Source organism: Mariniluteicoccus endophyticus (genome assembly GCF_054780035.1).
Genome location: NZ_BAAGXC010000002.1, coordinates 18974 through 35880, shown reverse-complemented (window position 1 = coordinate 35880; position 16907 = coordinate 18974). Strand labels below are relative to the sequence as shown.

15 protein-coding genes are annotated in these 16907 nt (G+C 70.4%); 5 read left to right on the top strand and 10 right to left on the bottom strand.

Annotated features, from left to right (window positions below):
• Positions 1-55: 55 nt before the first annotated feature.
• From ACYVGD_RS01240 to rsmI, 4 genes are all read right to left on the bottom strand, one after another.
• The gene (locus tag ACYVGD_RS01240) at positions 56-2602 is read right to left on the bottom strand and encodes a DEAD/DEAH box helicase (RefSeq protein ID WP_460741151.1); all 2547 of its coding nucleotides are present in this window, start codon (positions 2600-2602) and stop codon (positions 56-58) included.
• Positions 2603-2663: 61 nt separating this feature from the next.
• Complete coding sequence (locus ACYVGD_RS01235) at positions 2664-2894, bottom strand: hypothetical protein (protein ID WP_460741150.1); 231 nt, start codon at positions 2892-2894, stop codon at positions 2664-2666.
• Positions 2891-3430 (bottom strand): hypothetical protein, encoded by a 540-nt coding sequence (locus tag ACYVGD_RS01230; RefSeq protein ID WP_460741149.1) that lies wholly within the window; start codon positions 3428-3430, stop codon positions 2891-2893. Before ACYVGD_RS01230 ends, ACYVGD_RS01235 begins: the two co-directional genes overlap by 4 nt.
• Positions 3427-4254 (bottom strand): 16S rRNA (cytidine(1402)-2'-O)-methyltransferase, encoded by an 828-nt coding sequence (rsmI, locus tag ACYVGD_RS01225; RefSeq protein WP_460741148.1) that lies wholly within the window; start codon positions 4252-4254, stop codon positions 3427-3429. Before rsmI ends, ACYVGD_RS01230 begins: the two co-directional genes overlap by 4 nt.
• A gap of 197 nt (positions 4255-4451) precedes the next feature.
• Between rsmI and ACYVGD_RS01220 the strand changes: the two genes are divergently transcribed.
• On the top strand, positions 4452-5969 hold the full coding sequence (locus tag ACYVGD_RS01220) for a dolichyl-phosphate-mannose--protein mannosyltransferase (protein WP_460741213.1): 1518 nt from the start codon (positions 4452-4454) through the stop codon (positions 5967-5969).
• A gap of 73 nt (positions 5970-6042) precedes the next feature.
• Complete coding sequence (locus tag ACYVGD_RS01215; protein WP_460741147.1) at positions 6043-7707, top strand: ABC transporter family substrate-binding protein; 1665 nt, start codon at positions 6043-6045, stop codon at positions 7705-7707.
• A gap of 77 nt (positions 7708-7784) precedes the next feature.
• Here ACYVGD_RS01215 and ACYVGD_RS01210 read toward each other — a convergent pair whose 3' ends face one another.
• The 4 genes from ACYVGD_RS01210 to ACYVGD_RS01195 all read right to left on the bottom strand — a co-directional run bounded on the left by ACYVGD_RS01210 (position 7785) and on the right by ACYVGD_RS01195 (position 11196).
• Positions 7785-8552, bottom strand: a complete 768-nt coding sequence (locus ACYVGD_RS01210; protein WP_460741146.1) for a GNAT family N-acetyltransferase — start codon at positions 8550-8552, stop codon at positions 7785-7787.
• The gene (locus ACYVGD_RS01205; RefSeq protein ID WP_460741145.1) at positions 8545-9612 is read right to left on the bottom strand and encodes an FAD-binding oxidoreductase/lyase; all 1068 of its coding nucleotides are present in this window, start codon (positions 9610-9612) and stop codon (positions 8545-8547) included. The genes ACYVGD_RS01210 and ACYVGD_RS01205 overlap by 8 nt, the downstream gene beginning before the upstream one ends.
• Positions 9596-9763, bottom strand: coding sequence for a hypothetical protein (locus ACYVGD_RS01200; protein WP_460741144.1), 168 nt, complete (start codon positions 9761-9763; stop codon positions 9596-9598). The genes ACYVGD_RS01205 and ACYVGD_RS01200 overlap by 17 nt, the downstream gene beginning before the upstream one ends.
• Positions 9764-9939: 176 nt before the next feature.
• A complete protein-coding gene (locus tag ACYVGD_RS01195; protein WP_460741143.1) occupies positions 9940-11196 on the bottom strand; it encodes an APC family permease in 1257 nt (418 codons plus the stop codon).
• Between the two features lie 124 nt (positions 11197-11320).
• On the opposite strand from ACYVGD_RS01195, the gene ACYVGD_RS01190 reads away from it, so the two are divergent.
• From ACYVGD_RS01190 to ACYVGD_RS01180, 3 genes are read left to right on the top strand one after another with little or no spacing between them, the layout of a single operon-like run.
• Positions 11321-11944, top strand: a complete 624-nt coding sequence (locus ACYVGD_RS01190; RefSeq protein ID WP_460741142.1) for a DNA-3-methyladenine glycosylase I — start codon at positions 11321-11323, stop codon at positions 11942-11944.
• A gap of 40 nt (positions 11945-11984) precedes the next feature.
• Entirely contained in the window at positions 11985-13463 is a 1479-nt protein-coding gene (locus ACYVGD_RS01185; protein ID WP_460741141.1) for a CYTH and CHAD domain-containing protein, read from the top strand.
• Between the two features lie 24 nt (positions 13464-13487).
• Positions 13488-14144, top strand: a complete 657-nt coding sequence (locus ACYVGD_RS01180) for a cation transporter (protein ID WP_460741140.1) — start codon at positions 13488-13490, stop codon at positions 14142-14144.
• A gap of 59 nt (positions 14145-14203) precedes the next feature.
• Here the strand turns inward: ACYVGD_RS01180 and ACYVGD_RS01175 are convergent, their stop codons facing one another.
• Both ACYVGD_RS01175 and ACYVGD_RS01170 read right to left on the bottom strand, forming a co-directional pair.
• Entirely contained in the window at positions 14204-15493 is a 1290-nt protein-coding gene (locus tag ACYVGD_RS01175) for a DUF2207 domain-containing protein (RefSeq protein WP_460741139.1), read from the bottom strand.
• Between the two features lie 45 nt (positions 15494-15538).
• Positions 15539-16759 (bottom strand): TerC family protein, encoded by a 1221-nt coding sequence (locus tag ACYVGD_RS01170; RefSeq protein ID WP_460741138.1) that lies wholly within the window; start codon positions 16757-16759, stop codon positions 15539-15541.
• Positions 16760-16907: the final 148 nt, after the last annotated feature.

The window sequence follows — 16907 nt, the reverse complement described above, 5'->3', positions numbered from 1 at the left end:
CGTGACACGCTCAACGTTGGGCGTGTCACCACGACTCGGGGACGATCCGGCTCGCTCAGTCCAGGCGCTCGAACGCGAGCGTCCGGACGACCGCCGACCCTGCCAGGTCGGAGGCCTCCAGCGGCACCTCGGCCAGCATCTGCCAGTCGTGGTCACCCTCGGGGTCGTGGACGATCTGGCGCACGGTCCACGCCTTCGCGCCCTTGTCGACCATGAACAGCCCGGGCCCGCGCGCCTCGGCGTCGACGAGGATCTCGTCGTGGTCGTCGAAGTAGGCGCCGAGCGCGTCGTCCCAGCGGTCGACGGTCATCACGACCTCGAGTGGCGGGTCGGTCTTCGCGCACTCCGACGCCTCCATCGCCGCGAGCTCCTCGAAGCGGTCGCGGGCGGCGAGCTCGACGCGGCGGAACATCGCGGTGCGCACCATGGCGCGGAAGGCCCGCTCGTTGCCGGTGACCGGCCGGGGCGGGGCGGGCGGCTTGCCTGCGGCGCGCTCGGCGGCGGCGCGCGCGACGGCCTCGGGGTCGGTGAGCGCCTCCCACTCGTCGAGCAGCGACGAGTCGGTCTGGCGAATCGTCTCGCCCAGCCACTCGAGCAGGTCGTCGAGCTCCTCGGTGCGATAGCTCTCGGGCACCGTCTGGCGCAGCGCCCGGTAGGCGTCGGTCAGGTAACGCAGCACCAGCCCCTCGGAGCGGGTCAGCCCGTAGTACGCGATGAACTGGTTGAAGTCCATCGCCCGCTCCCACATGTCGCGGACCACGGCCTTCGGCGACAGCGCCGACGGGTCGACCCATGGGTGGGTGGTGGTGAAGACGCCCAGCGCGTACTCCAGCACCTCGGCCAGCGGCTTGGGCCAGGTGATCTCTTCGAGGAGCTGCATGCGCTCCTCGTACTCGATGCCGTCGGCCTTCATCTCCGCGACCGCTTCGCCGCGCGCCTTGAACTGCTGCTGCAGCATCACCTGGAACGGGTCCTCGAGCACGGCCTCGATCACCGAGACGATGTCGAGCGCGTACGTCGGCGACTCCTTGTCGAGCAGGTCGAGCGCGGCGACCGCGAACGGGGCCAGCGGCTGGTTGAGGGCGAAGTCGTCCTGGACCTCGTCGCTGAGCGCGCACGTGCGGCCGGTGGCGTCCGGCTCCGCCAGCTTCACGAGTACGCCGGAGTCGAGCAGCCCGCGGGTCAGCGAGATGGCGCGACGCGAAAGCCGCCGCTGGGAGCGCCAGTCATCGTGGTTGTCCTGCAGCAGCTTCTTCATGGCGGCCCACGGGTCGCCGGGGCGGGCCACGACGTTGAGGATCATCGAGTGCGTCACCCGCATGCGCGAGTGGAGCTGCTCGGGCTCCTGGGCGATGAGCTTGGCGTACATCTCCTCGGTCCAGACGACGAACCCCTCCGGCGGCTTGCGGCGCTGGAACTTCTTCTTCTTCTTCGGGTCGTCGCCGATGCGGGCGAGCGCGCGCTCGTTCTCGATGACGTGCTCGGGGGCCTGGACGACGACGTAGCCGACGGTGTCGAATCCCGCGCGCCCGGCTCGGCCGGCGATCTGGTGGAACTCGCGGGAGCGCAGCTTGCGGGTCTTGGAGCCGTCGTACTTGGTCAGGCCGGTGAACATGACCGTGCGGATGGGGACGTTGATGCCGACGCCGAGGGTGTCGGTGCCGCAGATGATCTTGAGCAGGCCGGTCTGGGCGAGCTGTTCGACCAACCGCCGATACTTGGGGAGCATGCCGGCGTGGTGGACGCCGATGCCGGCGCGGACGAGCTTGGACAGGACCTTGCCGAAGCCGTTGCCGAACTGGAAGGCGCCGATCTCGTCCTTGACGCGTTCCTGCTCGTCCTTGGTGAGCAGCTTCATCGTGAGGAGCGACTGGGCGCGCTCGAGCGCGTCCGCCTGGGTGAAGTGGACGACGTAGACGGGTGCGCGGTCGTCGCGGACGAGCTCCTCGAGCCGCTCGGGCAGCGGCGTCATCGACCACTCGAAGTGGAGCGGCACGGGGCGCTCGGCGTCGGCGACGACTGCGGTCTCCCGGTTCGTACGCCGGGTCAGGTCGGTGACGAACTCCGACACGTCGCCGAGGGTCGCCGACATGAGGACGAACTGGGCCTGCGGCAGCTCGAGCAGCGGCACCTGCCAGGCCCAGCCTCGGTCGGGCTCGGAGTAGAAGTGGAACTCGTCCATGACGACCGAGCCGACGTCGGCGTCGGCGCCCTCGCGCAGCGCGATGTTGGCGAGGATCTCGGCGGTGCAGCAGATGATCGGCGCGTCGGCGTTGACAGAGCCGTCGCCGGTGACCATGCCGACGTTGTCGGCGCCGAACACCTCGCACAGCGCGAAGAACTTCTCGCTCACCAGGGCCTTGATCGGCGCGGTGTAGAACGACACCTCGTCACGCGCGAGCGTCGCGAAGTGGGCGGCGATGGCGACCAGCGACTTGCCCGAGCCGGTGGGCGTGGCCATGATCAGGTTCTTGCCCTCGAAGATCTCGATCGCGGCCTCGTCCTGGTGGTCATACGGCGTGATCCCCCGCTCGGCACACCACGCGTGGAAGTGCTCGTAGAGGGTGTCGGGGTCGGCGGGGACAGGATCGGTGAGACGCATCGGCCCCATCGTCTCAGACGCCGAACCGTCGGTGTCTAGCTGCCGGCGAGACGAATCGCAGTCAGAGGACGTCTGCGGCGCGCACCAGATGTCGGACCCAGCGCCCCTGCCGCCACTCGATGCCGCCGACCCCGACCAGGAGGCCGCCCGCGAGCCCCACCCAGAACCACGGTGCCGTGCCCTGGCCGAGCAGGTCGCAGACGAAGGGGAGGCCGCCGATAGCCGGGACCCCGATCGAGAGGGATGCGGGGGTCGCCCGCGCCGCGCCGTCCTTCGACCGGATCCGGTTCATCGGCCGTCGGCCAGCCGCGCGGCCCAACGCCGCTGGACACGCACGAGCAACAGGCCGGCACCGATCGCGATCACCGGCGCGAGCAGGAACCAGCCCTGCCACGCGTGCGCGACCGGGCTCCCGACCTGGGTGGCGATGTCGGTGAATGGCACCCATGCCGCGAGCAGGGGAAGTCCCCAGCTGAACGCGGCGACGGACGCCCACGCCGCCCCGGGGGCGACCCGGACGACCTTCTCCGCCGTGCTGAGCGCCGCCCCGCACACCACCAGTGCCACGAACGACAACACGGCGGGCATCACCAGCGCGCGCCACCACACGTCGTCACGGGCGACCAGGCTGTGCCCGCCGACGCGCGAGACGTTGGTGAACGCGACCGGATCGGGCAGGCGGCCGGACGCCCCGAGGGCGAACAACGTCAGCGCCCCCAGCACCAGGAACGGCCCGGCGAACGCCACGGGACGGAACAGTCTCGCGGTCGTCGCCTCGGCAGCCCGTTGGGCGTCCGAGAGCTCCGGAACACCAGGCTCGGTGCTCACGGCTTCCGCCGCGCGGCGAGCACGGCCTCGTAGAGCGCGTTGCGCGAGACGCCGGTGCGCTCGGCGACCTCCGCGACGGCGGGCTTCATGCGCTGGCCGCCCTCGATGAGGGCCTGCACCTCCGCGACCGCAGTCTCCGGGTCGGCGTCCACGGCGTCGGCGCCTTGGACCACGACGGTGATCTCACCGCGTACACCCTCGGCGGCCCACGCAGCCAGCTCGGCGAGGGTGCCGCGGCGTACCTCTTCGTAGGTCTTCGTCAGCTCGCGGCACACGGCGGCGGGACGCCCGGCACCCAGCGCGCCCGCGGCGTCGGCGAGGAACTCGGCCAGCCGGTGGGGTGCCTCGAAGAAGACCATGGTGCGCTCCTCGCCGGCCAGGCGCGCGAGGCGACGTGCACGCTCCCCCGGCCTGCGTGGCAGGAAGCCCTCGAAGCAGAACCGGTCCACGGGCAGGCCCGAGACCGCCAGCGCCGTCAGGACCGCCGACGGACCGGGGACGGCGGAGATCGGCAGCCCCTCCTCGACCGCGGCCGCGACCAGCCGGTAGCCGGGGTCGGAGACCGACGGCATGCCGGCGTCGGTCACCACCACGACCGTCTTCCCGGCGGCCAGCTCGGCGAGCAGCTCCGGCGTACGCGTGGCCTCGTTGCCCTCGAAGTAGGACACGATGCGCGCGGAGGTCCGCACGCCGAGGCGGCGCAGGAGGTCGGCGAAACGGCGCGTGTCCTCGGCGGCGACCACGTCGGCCTCGGTGAGCACGCGCAGCAGACGCGGCGACGCGTCGTCGGCGTCCCCGATGGGAGTCCCAGCCAGCAGCAGCACGAGACCAACCCTAGACCGGGGCCGTGGTTAGGATGGCGCGCGTGACGCACGCCCAAGACCTCGACGCCCCGGAACGCGTCAGCGCCCCGACCGCCGACGCCCCGGCGCGCACCCCCTGGTATGCGGGTCCCAGCCCCGCGACGGGACAGCCCCAGGGGCGTACGCCCCTCCCCCCGATCGAGCGCCTGCGCTCGAAGGTGCCGGGCGACCCCGTCAACGCGTGGCTCATCGCCGCAGTCCTGACCCTTTTCACGTTCGTGGTGCGGGTGGTGAACCTCGGCTTCCCCAGCACGCTGGTGTTCGACGAGATCTACTACGCCAAGGACGGCTGGGCGCTGTGGCACTTCGGCCACGAGCGCGACTGGGCCGAGGGCGCGGACGCCGACTTCGCGCGGGGCATCTTCGCCGGTGTGAAGGACTCGGGTTCGTTCATCGTCCACCCGCCGGTCGGCAAGTGGTTGATCGGTCTCGGCGAGCAGGTCTTCGGGCCCGGCTCGTTCGGCTGGCGCTTCCCGTCGCTCATCGCCGGCTCCCTGCTCGTCCTCGTCGTGTTCTTCCTCGCACGTCGCCTGTCGCGCTCGACCCTGGTCGGCGCCATCGCCGCGGTTCTGCTCTCGCTGGACGGCCTCCACTTCGTGATGTCGCGCATCGCGCTGCTCGACATCTTCCAGGCCTTCTTCACCGTCCTCGCGGTCCACCTCCTGGTCGTCGACCGCGACTGGTTCCGCAACCGGTTGGCCGACCACCTGGCCGTCAACGACCTGCGCGACCTCGGCGGCTCGTTCGGGCCCATGGTGTGGTGGCGGCCGTGGCGGCTGGCCGCCGGCATCACGTTCGGCCTGGCGTGCGCCACCAAGTGGAACTCCATGTACGCCCTGGCGACGTTCTCGCTGCTGTCGGTCGCCTGGGACATCGGCGCCCGCATGACCGCCGGCGCCCGTGGCCGCGCCTGGATGTCACTGCTGCTGGACGCGCCGCTGGCGTTCGTCTACCACGTGGGCGTCGCCGTCGTGGTTTACGTCAACACCTGGTGGGGCTGGCTCCTGACCGACGGCGGGTATGCCCGCGACTTCGGCGACAACAACCCCGAGGCGGCCTCCGTACGCCTGCTCGGCAAGCCGCTGGCCTCGCTCCTCGACTACCACCGCCAGATGTTCGAGTTCCACACCGGCGACGGCATGAAGCAGGCCACGCACCCGTACGAGGCCCATCCCGCCGGCTGGCTCTTCGTCGCCCGCTCGATCGGCATCGACGCCCACAACGACATCCAGCCCGGCACCGACGGCTGCCCCGCCGGCGGCGAGACCTGCCTGCGCGTCATCGACGGGGTCGGCACGCCGCTCCTGTGGTGGGTCGGCGTCATCGCGCTCGTCATGGCCCTCATTCTGTGGATCGCCGACCGCGACTGGCGCTTCGCCGTGCCGGTCGTGGGCGTCCTGACGATGTGGCTGTCGTGGTTCCCCAACGCGGACCGGCCGCTGTTCTTCTTCTACGCGATCATGCTGATCCCGTTCACCTGCATCGCGCTGGCTCTGTGCCTGGGCAGGATCATGGGCTCCCCGGACAGCCCCCACCGCAGGCCCGGGGCGATCGCCGCCGGCGTGTTCGTCGCGCTCGTCGCGCTCAACTTCGCCTACTTCTACCCCGTTCTCAGCGACGGGCTGCTGACCAAGTCCCAGTGGAACGCCCGCATGTGGCTCAAGAGCTGGATCTGAGCCGACTTTCCCCTCGCGTTGCGTTTCGGCGTACCCTGTACAGGTTCACGTCCACACTCGAACTGGAGGAAATGTGAAGGTCCGCCGGATCATCGCCACCGGCGTACTGGTGCCCATGGCGCTCGTCGGCTGCTCGAAGGCCGAAGACCGGGGAGAGTCCAACACGGTCCCCATGCCCGCCCAGGACGTCAACGCGAAGGACCGCGGCAGCATGCAGCCGGGCGGTGAGATGCGGCTCCCGGTGGAGAAGATCGGCAACCTCAACCCGATGTCCGCCGACGCGAGCGACGCCATGGACCCGATCCGCAGCGCCTACCTCCCGTCGTTCTTCACCTACGACTCGACCGGCGTCGCACGCCCCAACCCGGCCTACGTGGTCTCGGCCGAGGAGACCTCGCAGAGCCCGACGAAGGTGGCGCTCAAGCTCAACCAGCGCGCCGTGTGGGGTGACGGCACCCAGATCACCGCCAAGGACCTCATCGCGACCTGGTCGGCCTGCAACGGCCGTTCCCAGGGGTTCCGCTGCGCCTCCGACCTGAAGTTCACCCAGATCGCCGACGTGCGCCAGAACGGCAGCGAGCAGGACGTGGAGATCACGTTCAACACGGCCTACCCGTCGTGGCGTCAGGTCTTCGACCGCGTGAGCGTGCTGCGTGCCGAATCCGTCAAGGACGCCCAGACGTTCAACGGCTGGACCGACCTGAAGAAGGGGTGGACCTCGGGCCCGTTCGGCGTCGACAAGTGGGACGCCGCCAACAACGTGCTGATCGCCACGCCCAGCGCCCAGTGGTGGGGCGACAAGCCGATGCTCGACCGGATCGTGGTGCGCCAGGTCGCCCCCGAGAACCAGATCAAGGCGTTCACCGAGAACGAGACCGACGTCGTCGAGGTGGGTCAGTCGCAGGAGGCGTACGAGGCCGTCAAGCGCGTGCCCGACTACACGCTGCGCAAGGCCGCGGCGACCACGTGGCGCCAACTCGTCCTCAACACCGCGAGCGGCTCGCCGACGAGCGACCAGTCCGTTCGCAAGGCCATCATGCTCGGCCTCAACCGGTCCGCCATCGGCGCCGCCACCTCGGCTGCCGTCGAGGGCAAGCCAGCTCCGCTGAACAACCGCATCCTGCTGCCGGGTCAGGAGGGCTACTCCGACTCGGCGTCAAACCTCGTCCTCACCCGTGATCTCGACAAGGCACGCAAGACGCTCGACGACGCGGGCTGGAAGGAGTCGGGCGGGACGCGTTCCAAGGACGGCAAGCCGCTGAAGCTCACCATGGTCCAGGTGCGTGGGTTCGCCCCGTCCGAGGCCGAGGCTGCCGCGATCCGTGACCAGCTCAAGCAGATCGGCGTCCAGGTCGACGTGCAGGACATCTCCCCGGCTCAGTTCGACGACGGATCCGTGCTGTCCGGCGGCGAGTTCGACCTGATCACGATGGGCGGCAAGGGCTCGACGGACCCGTACGCCGACCTCGCCGACCGCTTCACCTCCGGCGCCGAGCGCAACTATGCGCGCCTGGAGTCCCCGGAGGTCGACGCCCTGGTCGAGAAGGTCAAGAACGAGGCCAGCCAGCAGGGCAAGGCCGACGCCGCCAACGAGCTCGACCGCAAGCTGTGGGACCTCCTGCCCACCATCCCGCTGTACCAGAACGCCGAGGTCGTCGGCACGCGCGTACGCGTCGCCAACTACGGGGCGATGGGGCTGGCTTCCGTCCGCTGGGACCAGGTCGGCCACATCAAGTGACCCGGCGCCCTCGGGCGCACCCCACGCCAGCGGTGGCACCTCGTGTCTCACGCGAGGGTCGCGGCGCGGAAACGACGTCAGACCTTCCTGCGGTAGTGGTAGCGGTACTGCTCGGTGAAGCTCAACCGCTCGTAGAGACCCCGTGCCGGGTTGCCGTCGGCGACCTGCAGCCACATCCCACGCGCTCCGGCGGCGAGCGCCCGGCGGGCGATCTCGGCGATCAGATCGGTCGCCAGCCCGCGTCCGCGCGCGGCGGGATCAGTGACGAAGCCATCCAGCCCGCACCAGCCCTCACGCAGGGTCCCCCGGCCCACGGCCCAGACCCGTCCGTCGCGGCGCATCGAGGCGAAGACGGCCGGCGTGCCGGTCGCCACCTCGACCATCTCCCCCAGCAGCGCGTCGTCGGTTCGCCCCCCGTGCGCGGCCCACAGGGCGAGGTGGGCGTCGTCGAGCGCTCCGGAGACGTGCACCCCTCGCGTACGCTCCCCCGCCAGGCGCACCACGTCCTCGGTCTGGGCGACCATCACGTCGCAGGCGCCGTCGGCGACGTATCCGCGCTCGGCGAGCTCGTCGTCGAGGGTGGTGGGCAACGCAGCCGGGGTGATCAGGAACGTCGGCACCAGCCCGCGCTGACGGTAGAGCTGCTCGACCAGCCTGATCGCCATGGCGAGGTCAGCGGGCTCGCCATGCGGCAGGACCGAGTTGGCGCGCCGCGTCGCGCCCCGCGTACGCCGGACCAGCCAGCCGTCGATGTCGCGCACGTCGGTCGCCGGCCAGGAGTGGTGGGCGAGGAGGTCGAGCCTGGCATCGGCGATCCGGACGACCTCGCGCTCCTCGTCAGCCACGGCGGGGGAAGGGGGTCACGGGGTTGATGCGCATCGCCTTGCGGGACGCACCCCACGCCGCGCGGCCGATGGCTGCCGCGCGCGGCAGCCGCCTCGGCGACCAGGGCAGGTCGGTAGAGGCTCCGGTGATGACGTCGGCCAGCTGGAGCGCCGCCGCCGTGCCGAGCGTCAGCTCCCACGGGCCGAACCCGCACGCGACCAGGCCGTCGCCCAGCGGTCCGACCAGGGGCAGCGCGTCGAACGTCGCCGACGCGGGCGCTGTCCACGCCTGGGTGATGGCCGGGTCGTCGTAGTGGCGGGCGACCCAGGCGGTGCCGTCGTCACGACGACTGCCCACCCACAGCTCGTCGCCGACCGGGGTGACAATGCGGCCGCCGTCGTCGAGGTGGAAGGTGTCGCGCCCGATCGGGTGTGGCGCGGCGAAGGCCAGCCAGTGCCACGTCATCGTCTCCAGGCGCATGCGCAGCGCAGGCGGGGCACCCACGGGGTCGGGCGTGGTGGACACGCGGCACCCGGCGTCGGCGGGCAGGTTCGAGGCGACCTGGCCGCCGGCGGCGCGGAAGGCCTCGAATAGCCCGTCGCGGTAGGCGACGACGTCAAGCGACGGCTGGTCGTCGCGCATCAGCTGGGGGCGCGTGGCCATCGGGAGGCCCGTGGTGTCGGTGAACGTCGGCTCGATGCCGCAGCGACGCTCGGCCCTGGCCTCGTAACGCAGCCAGAAGGCCTCGTGGCCGTCGGCCGTCACGGTCGCGGTGGGCCGGCGGTGGACGCGTACGCCCAGCTCGGCGGCGTGGGCGAGGACCTGCTGCTGGCCACGGGCGGCCTCGGCCGCGTACCGCCTCACGGCGGCGTCGCCGAACCAGCGCCAGACGTGGTGGTGCTGGAGCTCCTGATGGGTGGTCGCGAGCCCGGCCATCAGGCCGTCGCGCGTCCCGGGGGTGAGGGCGTGGTCGACCACGACGGCGGGGACCCCGCCGCGGACGAGCGCGAGGCCGAGGGTGAGCCCCGTGAGGCCCCCTCCGACGACGGCGACGGGCGAGTGGTCAGGATGTGCGGGCACGCACCGATTCTATCCAGCGGGTCCGTGAGACCGTGGTCGGCGACTCCACCGGCACGCGCGGCTCGAAGGCCGCCAGCCGGGCGATCGACTGCCGCAGCGCCACAAGTGTCATCCTCCCCATCACGATGGGGGCGACGGCCATGACGTCCATGGCCGCCGCCCGGCGCTGGGCCGAGTCGCGCGGATCGGGAGAGCCGAACTCGCGGCCTCGTTGCCCCGACGATCAGCCCCTCGAGCGTGCTCACCCAGACGGCGTCCAGGTGTCGCTCCACGGCCTCCAGTTCGAGGCCGCGCGTCACCCCGATCCCTTATCGCATAGGAGAAGTGTCAACCATCGCTGCGCGCCGCGCGGCGCGCCAGCCGGAGCGCCGCCCCCACCGCGTACACCGCGATCCCCGCGGCGATCGACGTCCACGGGAGCGTGACGACGAGCACGACGCACAGCACCGCCCCGACCACCTGCAGCGCCTTCGGGAAGCGTCGGTGGTCGCGGTCCTGGGTGAGGGCGGCGAGGTTGGCGACGAGGTAGTAGAGGAGGACGCCGAAGCTGGAGAACCCGATGACCGAGCGGACGTCGCCGACGAGCACGAGCGCGCACACCACGAGCGCGAGGACCAACTCGGCGTTGCGGGGGACGGTGCGTCGCTCCTCGACCTGGGCCAGGAAGCGGGGCAGGTCGCCGTTGCGGGCCATGGCCAGCGTCGTGCGGCCGATGCCGGTCATCAGGTTGAGCATCGCTCCGGCCGTGGCCAGCGCCGCCGCCGCGCCGACGACGGGGACCAGCCAGTGCGGTCCGGACAGGTGGACGGCGTCGGCGAGTGGCGCTGGGGTCAACGGCCCGGCGGTGCGCAGAAGAGGCACGACGAGCAGGGCGACGGCGGCGTACACGAGGGCGGTGAGGCCCAGCGCGACGAGGATCGCACGCGGGATCGTCCGCTTCGGGTCGCGTACCTCCTCCCCCATGGTGGCCACACGCGCATAGCCGGCGAAGGCGAAGAACAGTAGGCCCGCGGCCTGGAGCACACCGAGGGCGTCGAACCCGATCGGTCCACCCGGTCCGATCCCGCCCCATCCCTGGCGGGGCCCGCGGGCGGCGAGGACGCAGACGACCGCCAGCACGGGCAGAACCACGGCGAGGATGACCCGCGTCGCCCGAGCCGTGCGGGTGACGCCGCGCAGGTTCACCAGCGTCAGGACCACGACGGCGGCGACGGCGACGGGCGGCTCCCAGCCGGGGACGACGTACGCGGCGAAGGTGAGCGCCATCGCCGCGACCGAGGCGGTCTTGCCGATGACGAAGCCCCAGCCGGCGAGGAACCCGGGCCACTCCCCCAGCCGCTCACGTCCGTAGACGTAGGTGCCGCCCGAGGTCGGGTACTGCGCGGCCAGCTGGGCCGACGAGGACGCGTTGCAGTACGCCACCACCAACGCGACGGCGAGCGCGAGGACCAGCCAGCCGCCCGCAGCCTGCAGCGCGGGCGTCCACACTGCGAAGACGCCGGCTCCGATCATCGAGCCCATGCCGATGACGACCGCGTCGAGGAGGCCGAGACGGCGCTGGAGGGTCTGCGGTGCCGGGGTCATGGGCGGAAACGTAGGGCACGTGGGTGACGAGAAGGCGAACGGTGGTGTTGTCCGTCGGCGGGCGGGTGTTGTCCGTCGGCGGGGACGCTGCCGCTCGGGGGCGTACGCGGGCCATAGTGAGGACGTGAGCGACGAGACCACCGAACCCACGCCCGCCGACACCGTGCTGGGCGACGACGGCCTGCGCCGACCCCGCTGGGCCGCGAGCGACCTCCTGATGCGCGACTACTACGACACCGAGTGGGGCATGCCGGTGCGCGACGAGCGCGGCATGTTCGAGCGGCTGAGCCTGGAGGCCTTCCAGTCGGGGCTGAGCTGGGCGACGATCCTGCGCAAGCGGGAGTCGTTCAGGAAGGCCTTCGACGGGTTCGACCCCGAGAAGGTCGCGGCCTACGGCGAGGCCGAGGTGGCCCGTCTGATGGGCGATGCCGCCATCGTCCGCAACCGCCGCAAGATCGAGGCCACGATCGCCAACGCTGCGGCCACCCTGGCCCTGCGGGACGACGGGACCGACCTCGCCGAGCTCATCTGGTCGTTCCGGCCCGAGCAGACGCCGCGTCCGACCACCTTCGGCGAGATCCCGTCGTCGTCACCCGAGTCGGTCGCCTGCGCGAAGGCCCTCAAGAAACGAGGCTTCACCTTCGTCGGGCCGACGACGGTGTTCGCGCTCATGGAGGCCACGGGCATCGTCGACACCCACCTGCTCGACTCCCACCGACGCGGCACCTCCGGCGTGTGGCCGGGCTGACCCCGATAAGATGGGGGGTCACCCGATCGAAGGAACTCAGATGGCCGTCGAGATCGAACGCAAGTTCACCATCTCCCCCGGCGAGCGCGTGCCCGACCTGGCCGAGGTCGTACGCAGCGGCGAGTCGAGGCGTTTCTCGCTGAAGGCCGTCTATTTCGACACACCGAACCTCGAGCTGGCGCGCAACCGGATCACCCTGCGCCGGCGCACGGGCGGCAGCGACGCGGGCTGGCACCTCAAGCTCCCCGGAGACGGCCACGCCCGTCAGGAGATCCACGAGCCGATCGTGCGCGGCGCCAGCACGCTGCAGGTCCCTGCGGCCCTGCGCGAGCAGGTCGCCGAGCTGATCGGGTACGCACCGCTCGTGCCCGTCGTCGAGCTGAAGACCGCACGCAACGAGACCGACCTGACCACCAGGCGCGGTCGCAAGCTGGCCATCCTGTGCGACGACACCGTGACCGCGACGCGCAACGGCCACAAGCAGAAGTGGCGCGAGCTCGAGGTCGAGCTCGACGGCGGCACCACCGACGACCTCGAGGCCATCACGGCCACGTTGTCGGCGGCCGGCGTACGCCCCAGCAAGTCGGTCTCCAAGCTCGTCCAGGCCATGGGCGACCGGCTCCGCGAGGCCGAGGACGAGCGTTTGACGCGCAAGTCGAGCGCCGCAGCGGTCATCCGTGCCTACGTGGCGGCCCAGGTGGGCGCGATCCAGGGACGCGAGGCCGACGCCCGCGTCGACGCCCCCGATGCCGTCCACAAGATGCGCGTGGCGACCAGGCGACTGCGCTCGACGCTGCGTACGTTCCGGCCACTGCTCGACACCGAGCGCACCGAGCCGATCCGCGCCGAGCTGAAGTGGCTCGGCCAGGTGCTGGGTGAGCCACGCGACGCTGAGGTGATGCGAGACCGCATCCGGGCCGCCATCGAGGAGCTGCCGGCCGGGGCGGTCCTCGGCCCGGTCAGCGAGCGGGTCACCGCCGAGCTCGACGCGACCCATGCCGATGCCCACCGGGCGCTGGTCGAGGCGCTCGAATCGCCGCGCTACACGCGGCTGCTGGACGACCTGGTCGGACTGTTCGTCACGTCGCCGTTCACCGAGTACGCGGACGCCCGCGCCAAGGGTGTGCTGCCGCCGGTGCTCGACGACGCGACCAAGCGCGTCACGCGCCGCTGGAAGGCAGCACAGGCCGCCGACGGCGAGGAACAGATCGTGCAGTGGCACGAGACCCGCAAGCGCGCCAAGGCGGCCCGCTATGCGTGGGAGGCCGTCGCCCCTGCCTTCGCCACGGCCGCCGACGCGGCGAAGGCGTGGGAGGAGGTCACCGAGTCGCTCGGCACCGCTCAGGACACCGTGGTGGCGCGTGAGCGTCTCCTGGAACTGGCCCGTGCGGCGGCCGACGCGGGTGAGCCGACGTTCACGTACGGCGTCCTGTGGGAACGGGAGGAGGCCAGCCGCCTGGCCGCGACCGACACGGCGAAGCGGGCGATCCGCACGGCCCGCAAGGCGTCGGCGATCTGATCCACGCCGCTAGGCTGGGACGCCGTGACCGACGACTCCTGCCGCGACTCCTGCTCCGCCGATCGCATCGAGGGTGATCCGCGCGCGCTGAGGCGCACCGTGCTTGGCGTCGCGGGCCTGAACGGTGCGGCGATGGCGCTCGAGATGGTCGTGGCCGTCGCCATCGGTTCGGTGTCGCTGTTCGCCGACGCCGTCGACTTCAGTGAGGACACGGCGGTCAACCTGCTGATCTTCCTGGCGCTGGGCTGGTCGCTCGCCCGCCGGGCGTTGGCCGGCAAGGCGATGGCTGTGATCATCTGCATCCCAGCAGTGGCGGCCGTGTGGCAGGCCGTGACGAAGTTCTCCCACCCCGATGCGCCCGATGTGTGGTGGCTGATCGCGACCGCCGGCGCGGCAGCGGTCGTCAACTCGGTCTGCGCGTGGCTGCTGGCAAGGTTCCGCCACGAGGCGGGGTCCATGTCGAAGGCGGCGTTCCTCGCCGCGCGCAACGACGTCGTCGCGAACCTCGCGATCATCGTGATGGGCGTGGTGACGGTGTTCTGGCGCTCCGGCTGGCCGGACATCGTGCTGGGCCTGCTCATCGTCGCACTCAACCTCACCGCCGCCAAGGAGGTCTGGGAGGCGGCCGAGGAGGAGGCCCTCGCCGCCAGGGCACTGGCGGGCGAAGATCTCGGTGATTGACGCGCGCGCGAGGGCTGAAGACAGAGGACTTCGCGCGCCGGGCGCGACCAGGTCTTGAGCTAGAAGTCGCAGCCGCCCAGGTCGCAGCCGTCGAGGTCGGGGATGTCGAAGCCCCCGGCGGAGTCGACGAAGCCCGAGACGCCTTCGGTGAAGGCACCGAAGACCTCGCCGGCGCCCTCGCCGATGTCGCCGAACATGTCGCCGATGTCGGGCATGTCGAACCCGCCACCCCCGAAGGCGTCGCCCACGGCGAACAGATCGGCATCGCCGCCGAGGTGGATGTCGGGGGTCCAGAAGTCGAACCACATCAGGTCGAACATGAGGTCGCCGGCGGTGTAGTCGCCGAGGTCGCCGCCGCGTGCCTCCTTGTAGCGCTTGGCGACGTCGCCGAACACCTTGGCCCAGTGCTCGGCAACTCCGAACACGATGGCGTACGGCAGGTAGCGCGAGAAGATCTCGGAGGCCTCTTCGAACTTGATCTGTCCGGCCTCGGCGGTGGCGAGGTACTCCTTGAAGCCGAGCGACTGGATCATCATGGCGGTGCCCTCGGCGGTGCGGCCGACGCGTACGCCACGGCCGGCGATCAGGCCGATGGCACCGCCGATGATGGCGCCGAACGGGAACAGGGCGGCGATCGGGGTGACGAGGTCGTTGGCGACGGCCCAGAAGACCGCAAGGAGGGCGAGCACGCCGACGGCGAGGAGGATGCCGCCCCAGATGCGGACCTTGTTGCCCTTCTCGAGCGGGTGGCGCGGATACCAGCCGTTGTCGACGACCTGGCGGTAGAGGCTCACCTGGGCCTCGCGCATGGCCTTGCCGAAGCCGTGCTGGAGGTCGGACATGCGGACGGTCGGGCCTTGGCCGAACATGGCGAACAGGAGCTGGCGCTCGTACGCGCTCTCGTCGCCGGGCGGCGTGGGGTTGGCGGTGAGGAGCCAGTCCTGCTTGGACTTCTCGGGCCGGGTCTGGGGCCCTTCCTGTCCGACGGGCGCGTCGTGGGCCGTCTCGGGGGCCTCACCCTTGATCGGGACGGTCTTGATCGTGAGGTAGCCGCGCACGGCGAGGTCGACGATCGTGGCGGTCACGTCACGCATCTCGGCCTTGCCATCGACGATGGTGCCGACCAGTCCGGGTGAGACGTCGCGCGGCGGCTGGAACTGCACGGCGACGGGGCCGGAGTATTCCATCCCCTTGACGCGGCTGCGACGGACTTCCTGGCCGGGCAGCGGCAACTGTCCGGGCGTGATGCCCTCGAAGATCTCGTCGTGCGAGCCGCGGCGGCCCAGCGCGGAGACGATGATCATGACGACGACGATGACGACGCCCAGCAGGGCGAGGAATGAGCTCACCGAGTCATTATCCACGGGTGCGTACCTTTCGGTCCTGGACGCGGGTCATCGCAGACCCCGGGGGTCGGCGGCGACAACGCCGGCCTCGTGGGCCTCGCGGTGGGCACTGTGGGCCCGGTTGATGAGATCCATCAGTCCGGACTCGTCGCGGATGATCGCGCGACGGTTCTCGGGCAGCTCGCGGATACGGTCCTCGAGGTCGAGCAGCTCGGCATAGTAGGCCTCCTTCTGCTGCGGATCGGTCTCGTAGTCCTCGTCGAGGTAGTTGGTGGCGTGGCGCCGGGCGTTGGCGACGTAGCTCTGCACGCGGCCTCGGGGGCTGAGCAGCGAGGCGACGACTGTGACCACGAGTACGCCGATGATCACCGACAGCGACATGGTCGTCGAGATCTCGACGACCTTGACGTGGTCGCCGTCGTTGATGAACGGCAGGTTGTTCTCGTGGAGGGCGTGGAGGATGAGCTTCACCCCGATGAACATGAGGATCGCGGCCAGACCGTACGAGAGGTAGATGAGGCGGTCGAGCAGTCCGTCGATCAGGAAGTAGAGCTGGCGGAGGCCGAGCAGGGAGAAGGCGGTCGCGGTGAAGACGACGAAGACGTTCTGGGTGAGGCCGAAGATCGCGGGGATCGAGTCGAGCGCGAAGAGGATGTCCGTGGCACCGATGGCGACCATCACGAGCAGCATGGGCGTCAGGACCCGCTTGCCGTTCTCGACGGTGAAGAGCTTGTCGCCGTCGTAGTGCTCCGAGGTGTGCAGGAACCTGCGGGCCAGTCGCACCATGAAGTTGTCGGCGTCGTCGCTCTCCTCGCTCGACAGCTGCTCTTTCAGCAGGTTGCCGGCGGTGAGGACGAGGATCAGGCCGAAGATATAGAACACCCAGGCGAACGAGTTGATCAGGGCGGCGCCGAGGAAGATGAACCCGGTGCGGGCGATCAGCGAGAACACGATGCCGAACAGCAGCACTTTCTGCTGGTCGGCGCGCGGCACCTTGAAGCTGCCCATGATGATGAGGAAGACGAAAAGGTTGTCGACCGACAGCGCCTTCTCGGTGATGTAGCCGGCGAAGTATTCCATCCCCATGTCACTGCCACCGAGGAAGGTGCCGAAGCCGAAAAGAATGGCGATCCCCACGTAGATCGCCGACCAGACCGCGGCCTCGCGGAGGGTCGGCGTGTGGGCCTTGCGTACGTGGAAGATGAAGTCGAACAGAAGAAGGGCGACGATGAACACGATCGTCGCGGCCCAGACCCAGGTGGGAACCATGCGTACTCCGGACCGTCGCCTGAAGACAGGTCGGCGAACGGCTGCTCGGAAGGGGGACGGTCTCGACGGGGTTTCGATGACCGCTGTCTTCATGCGGAGGAACAGCAGCCGTCATCCAGTTTATCGCAGATTCAACAAGTCGGGAAAC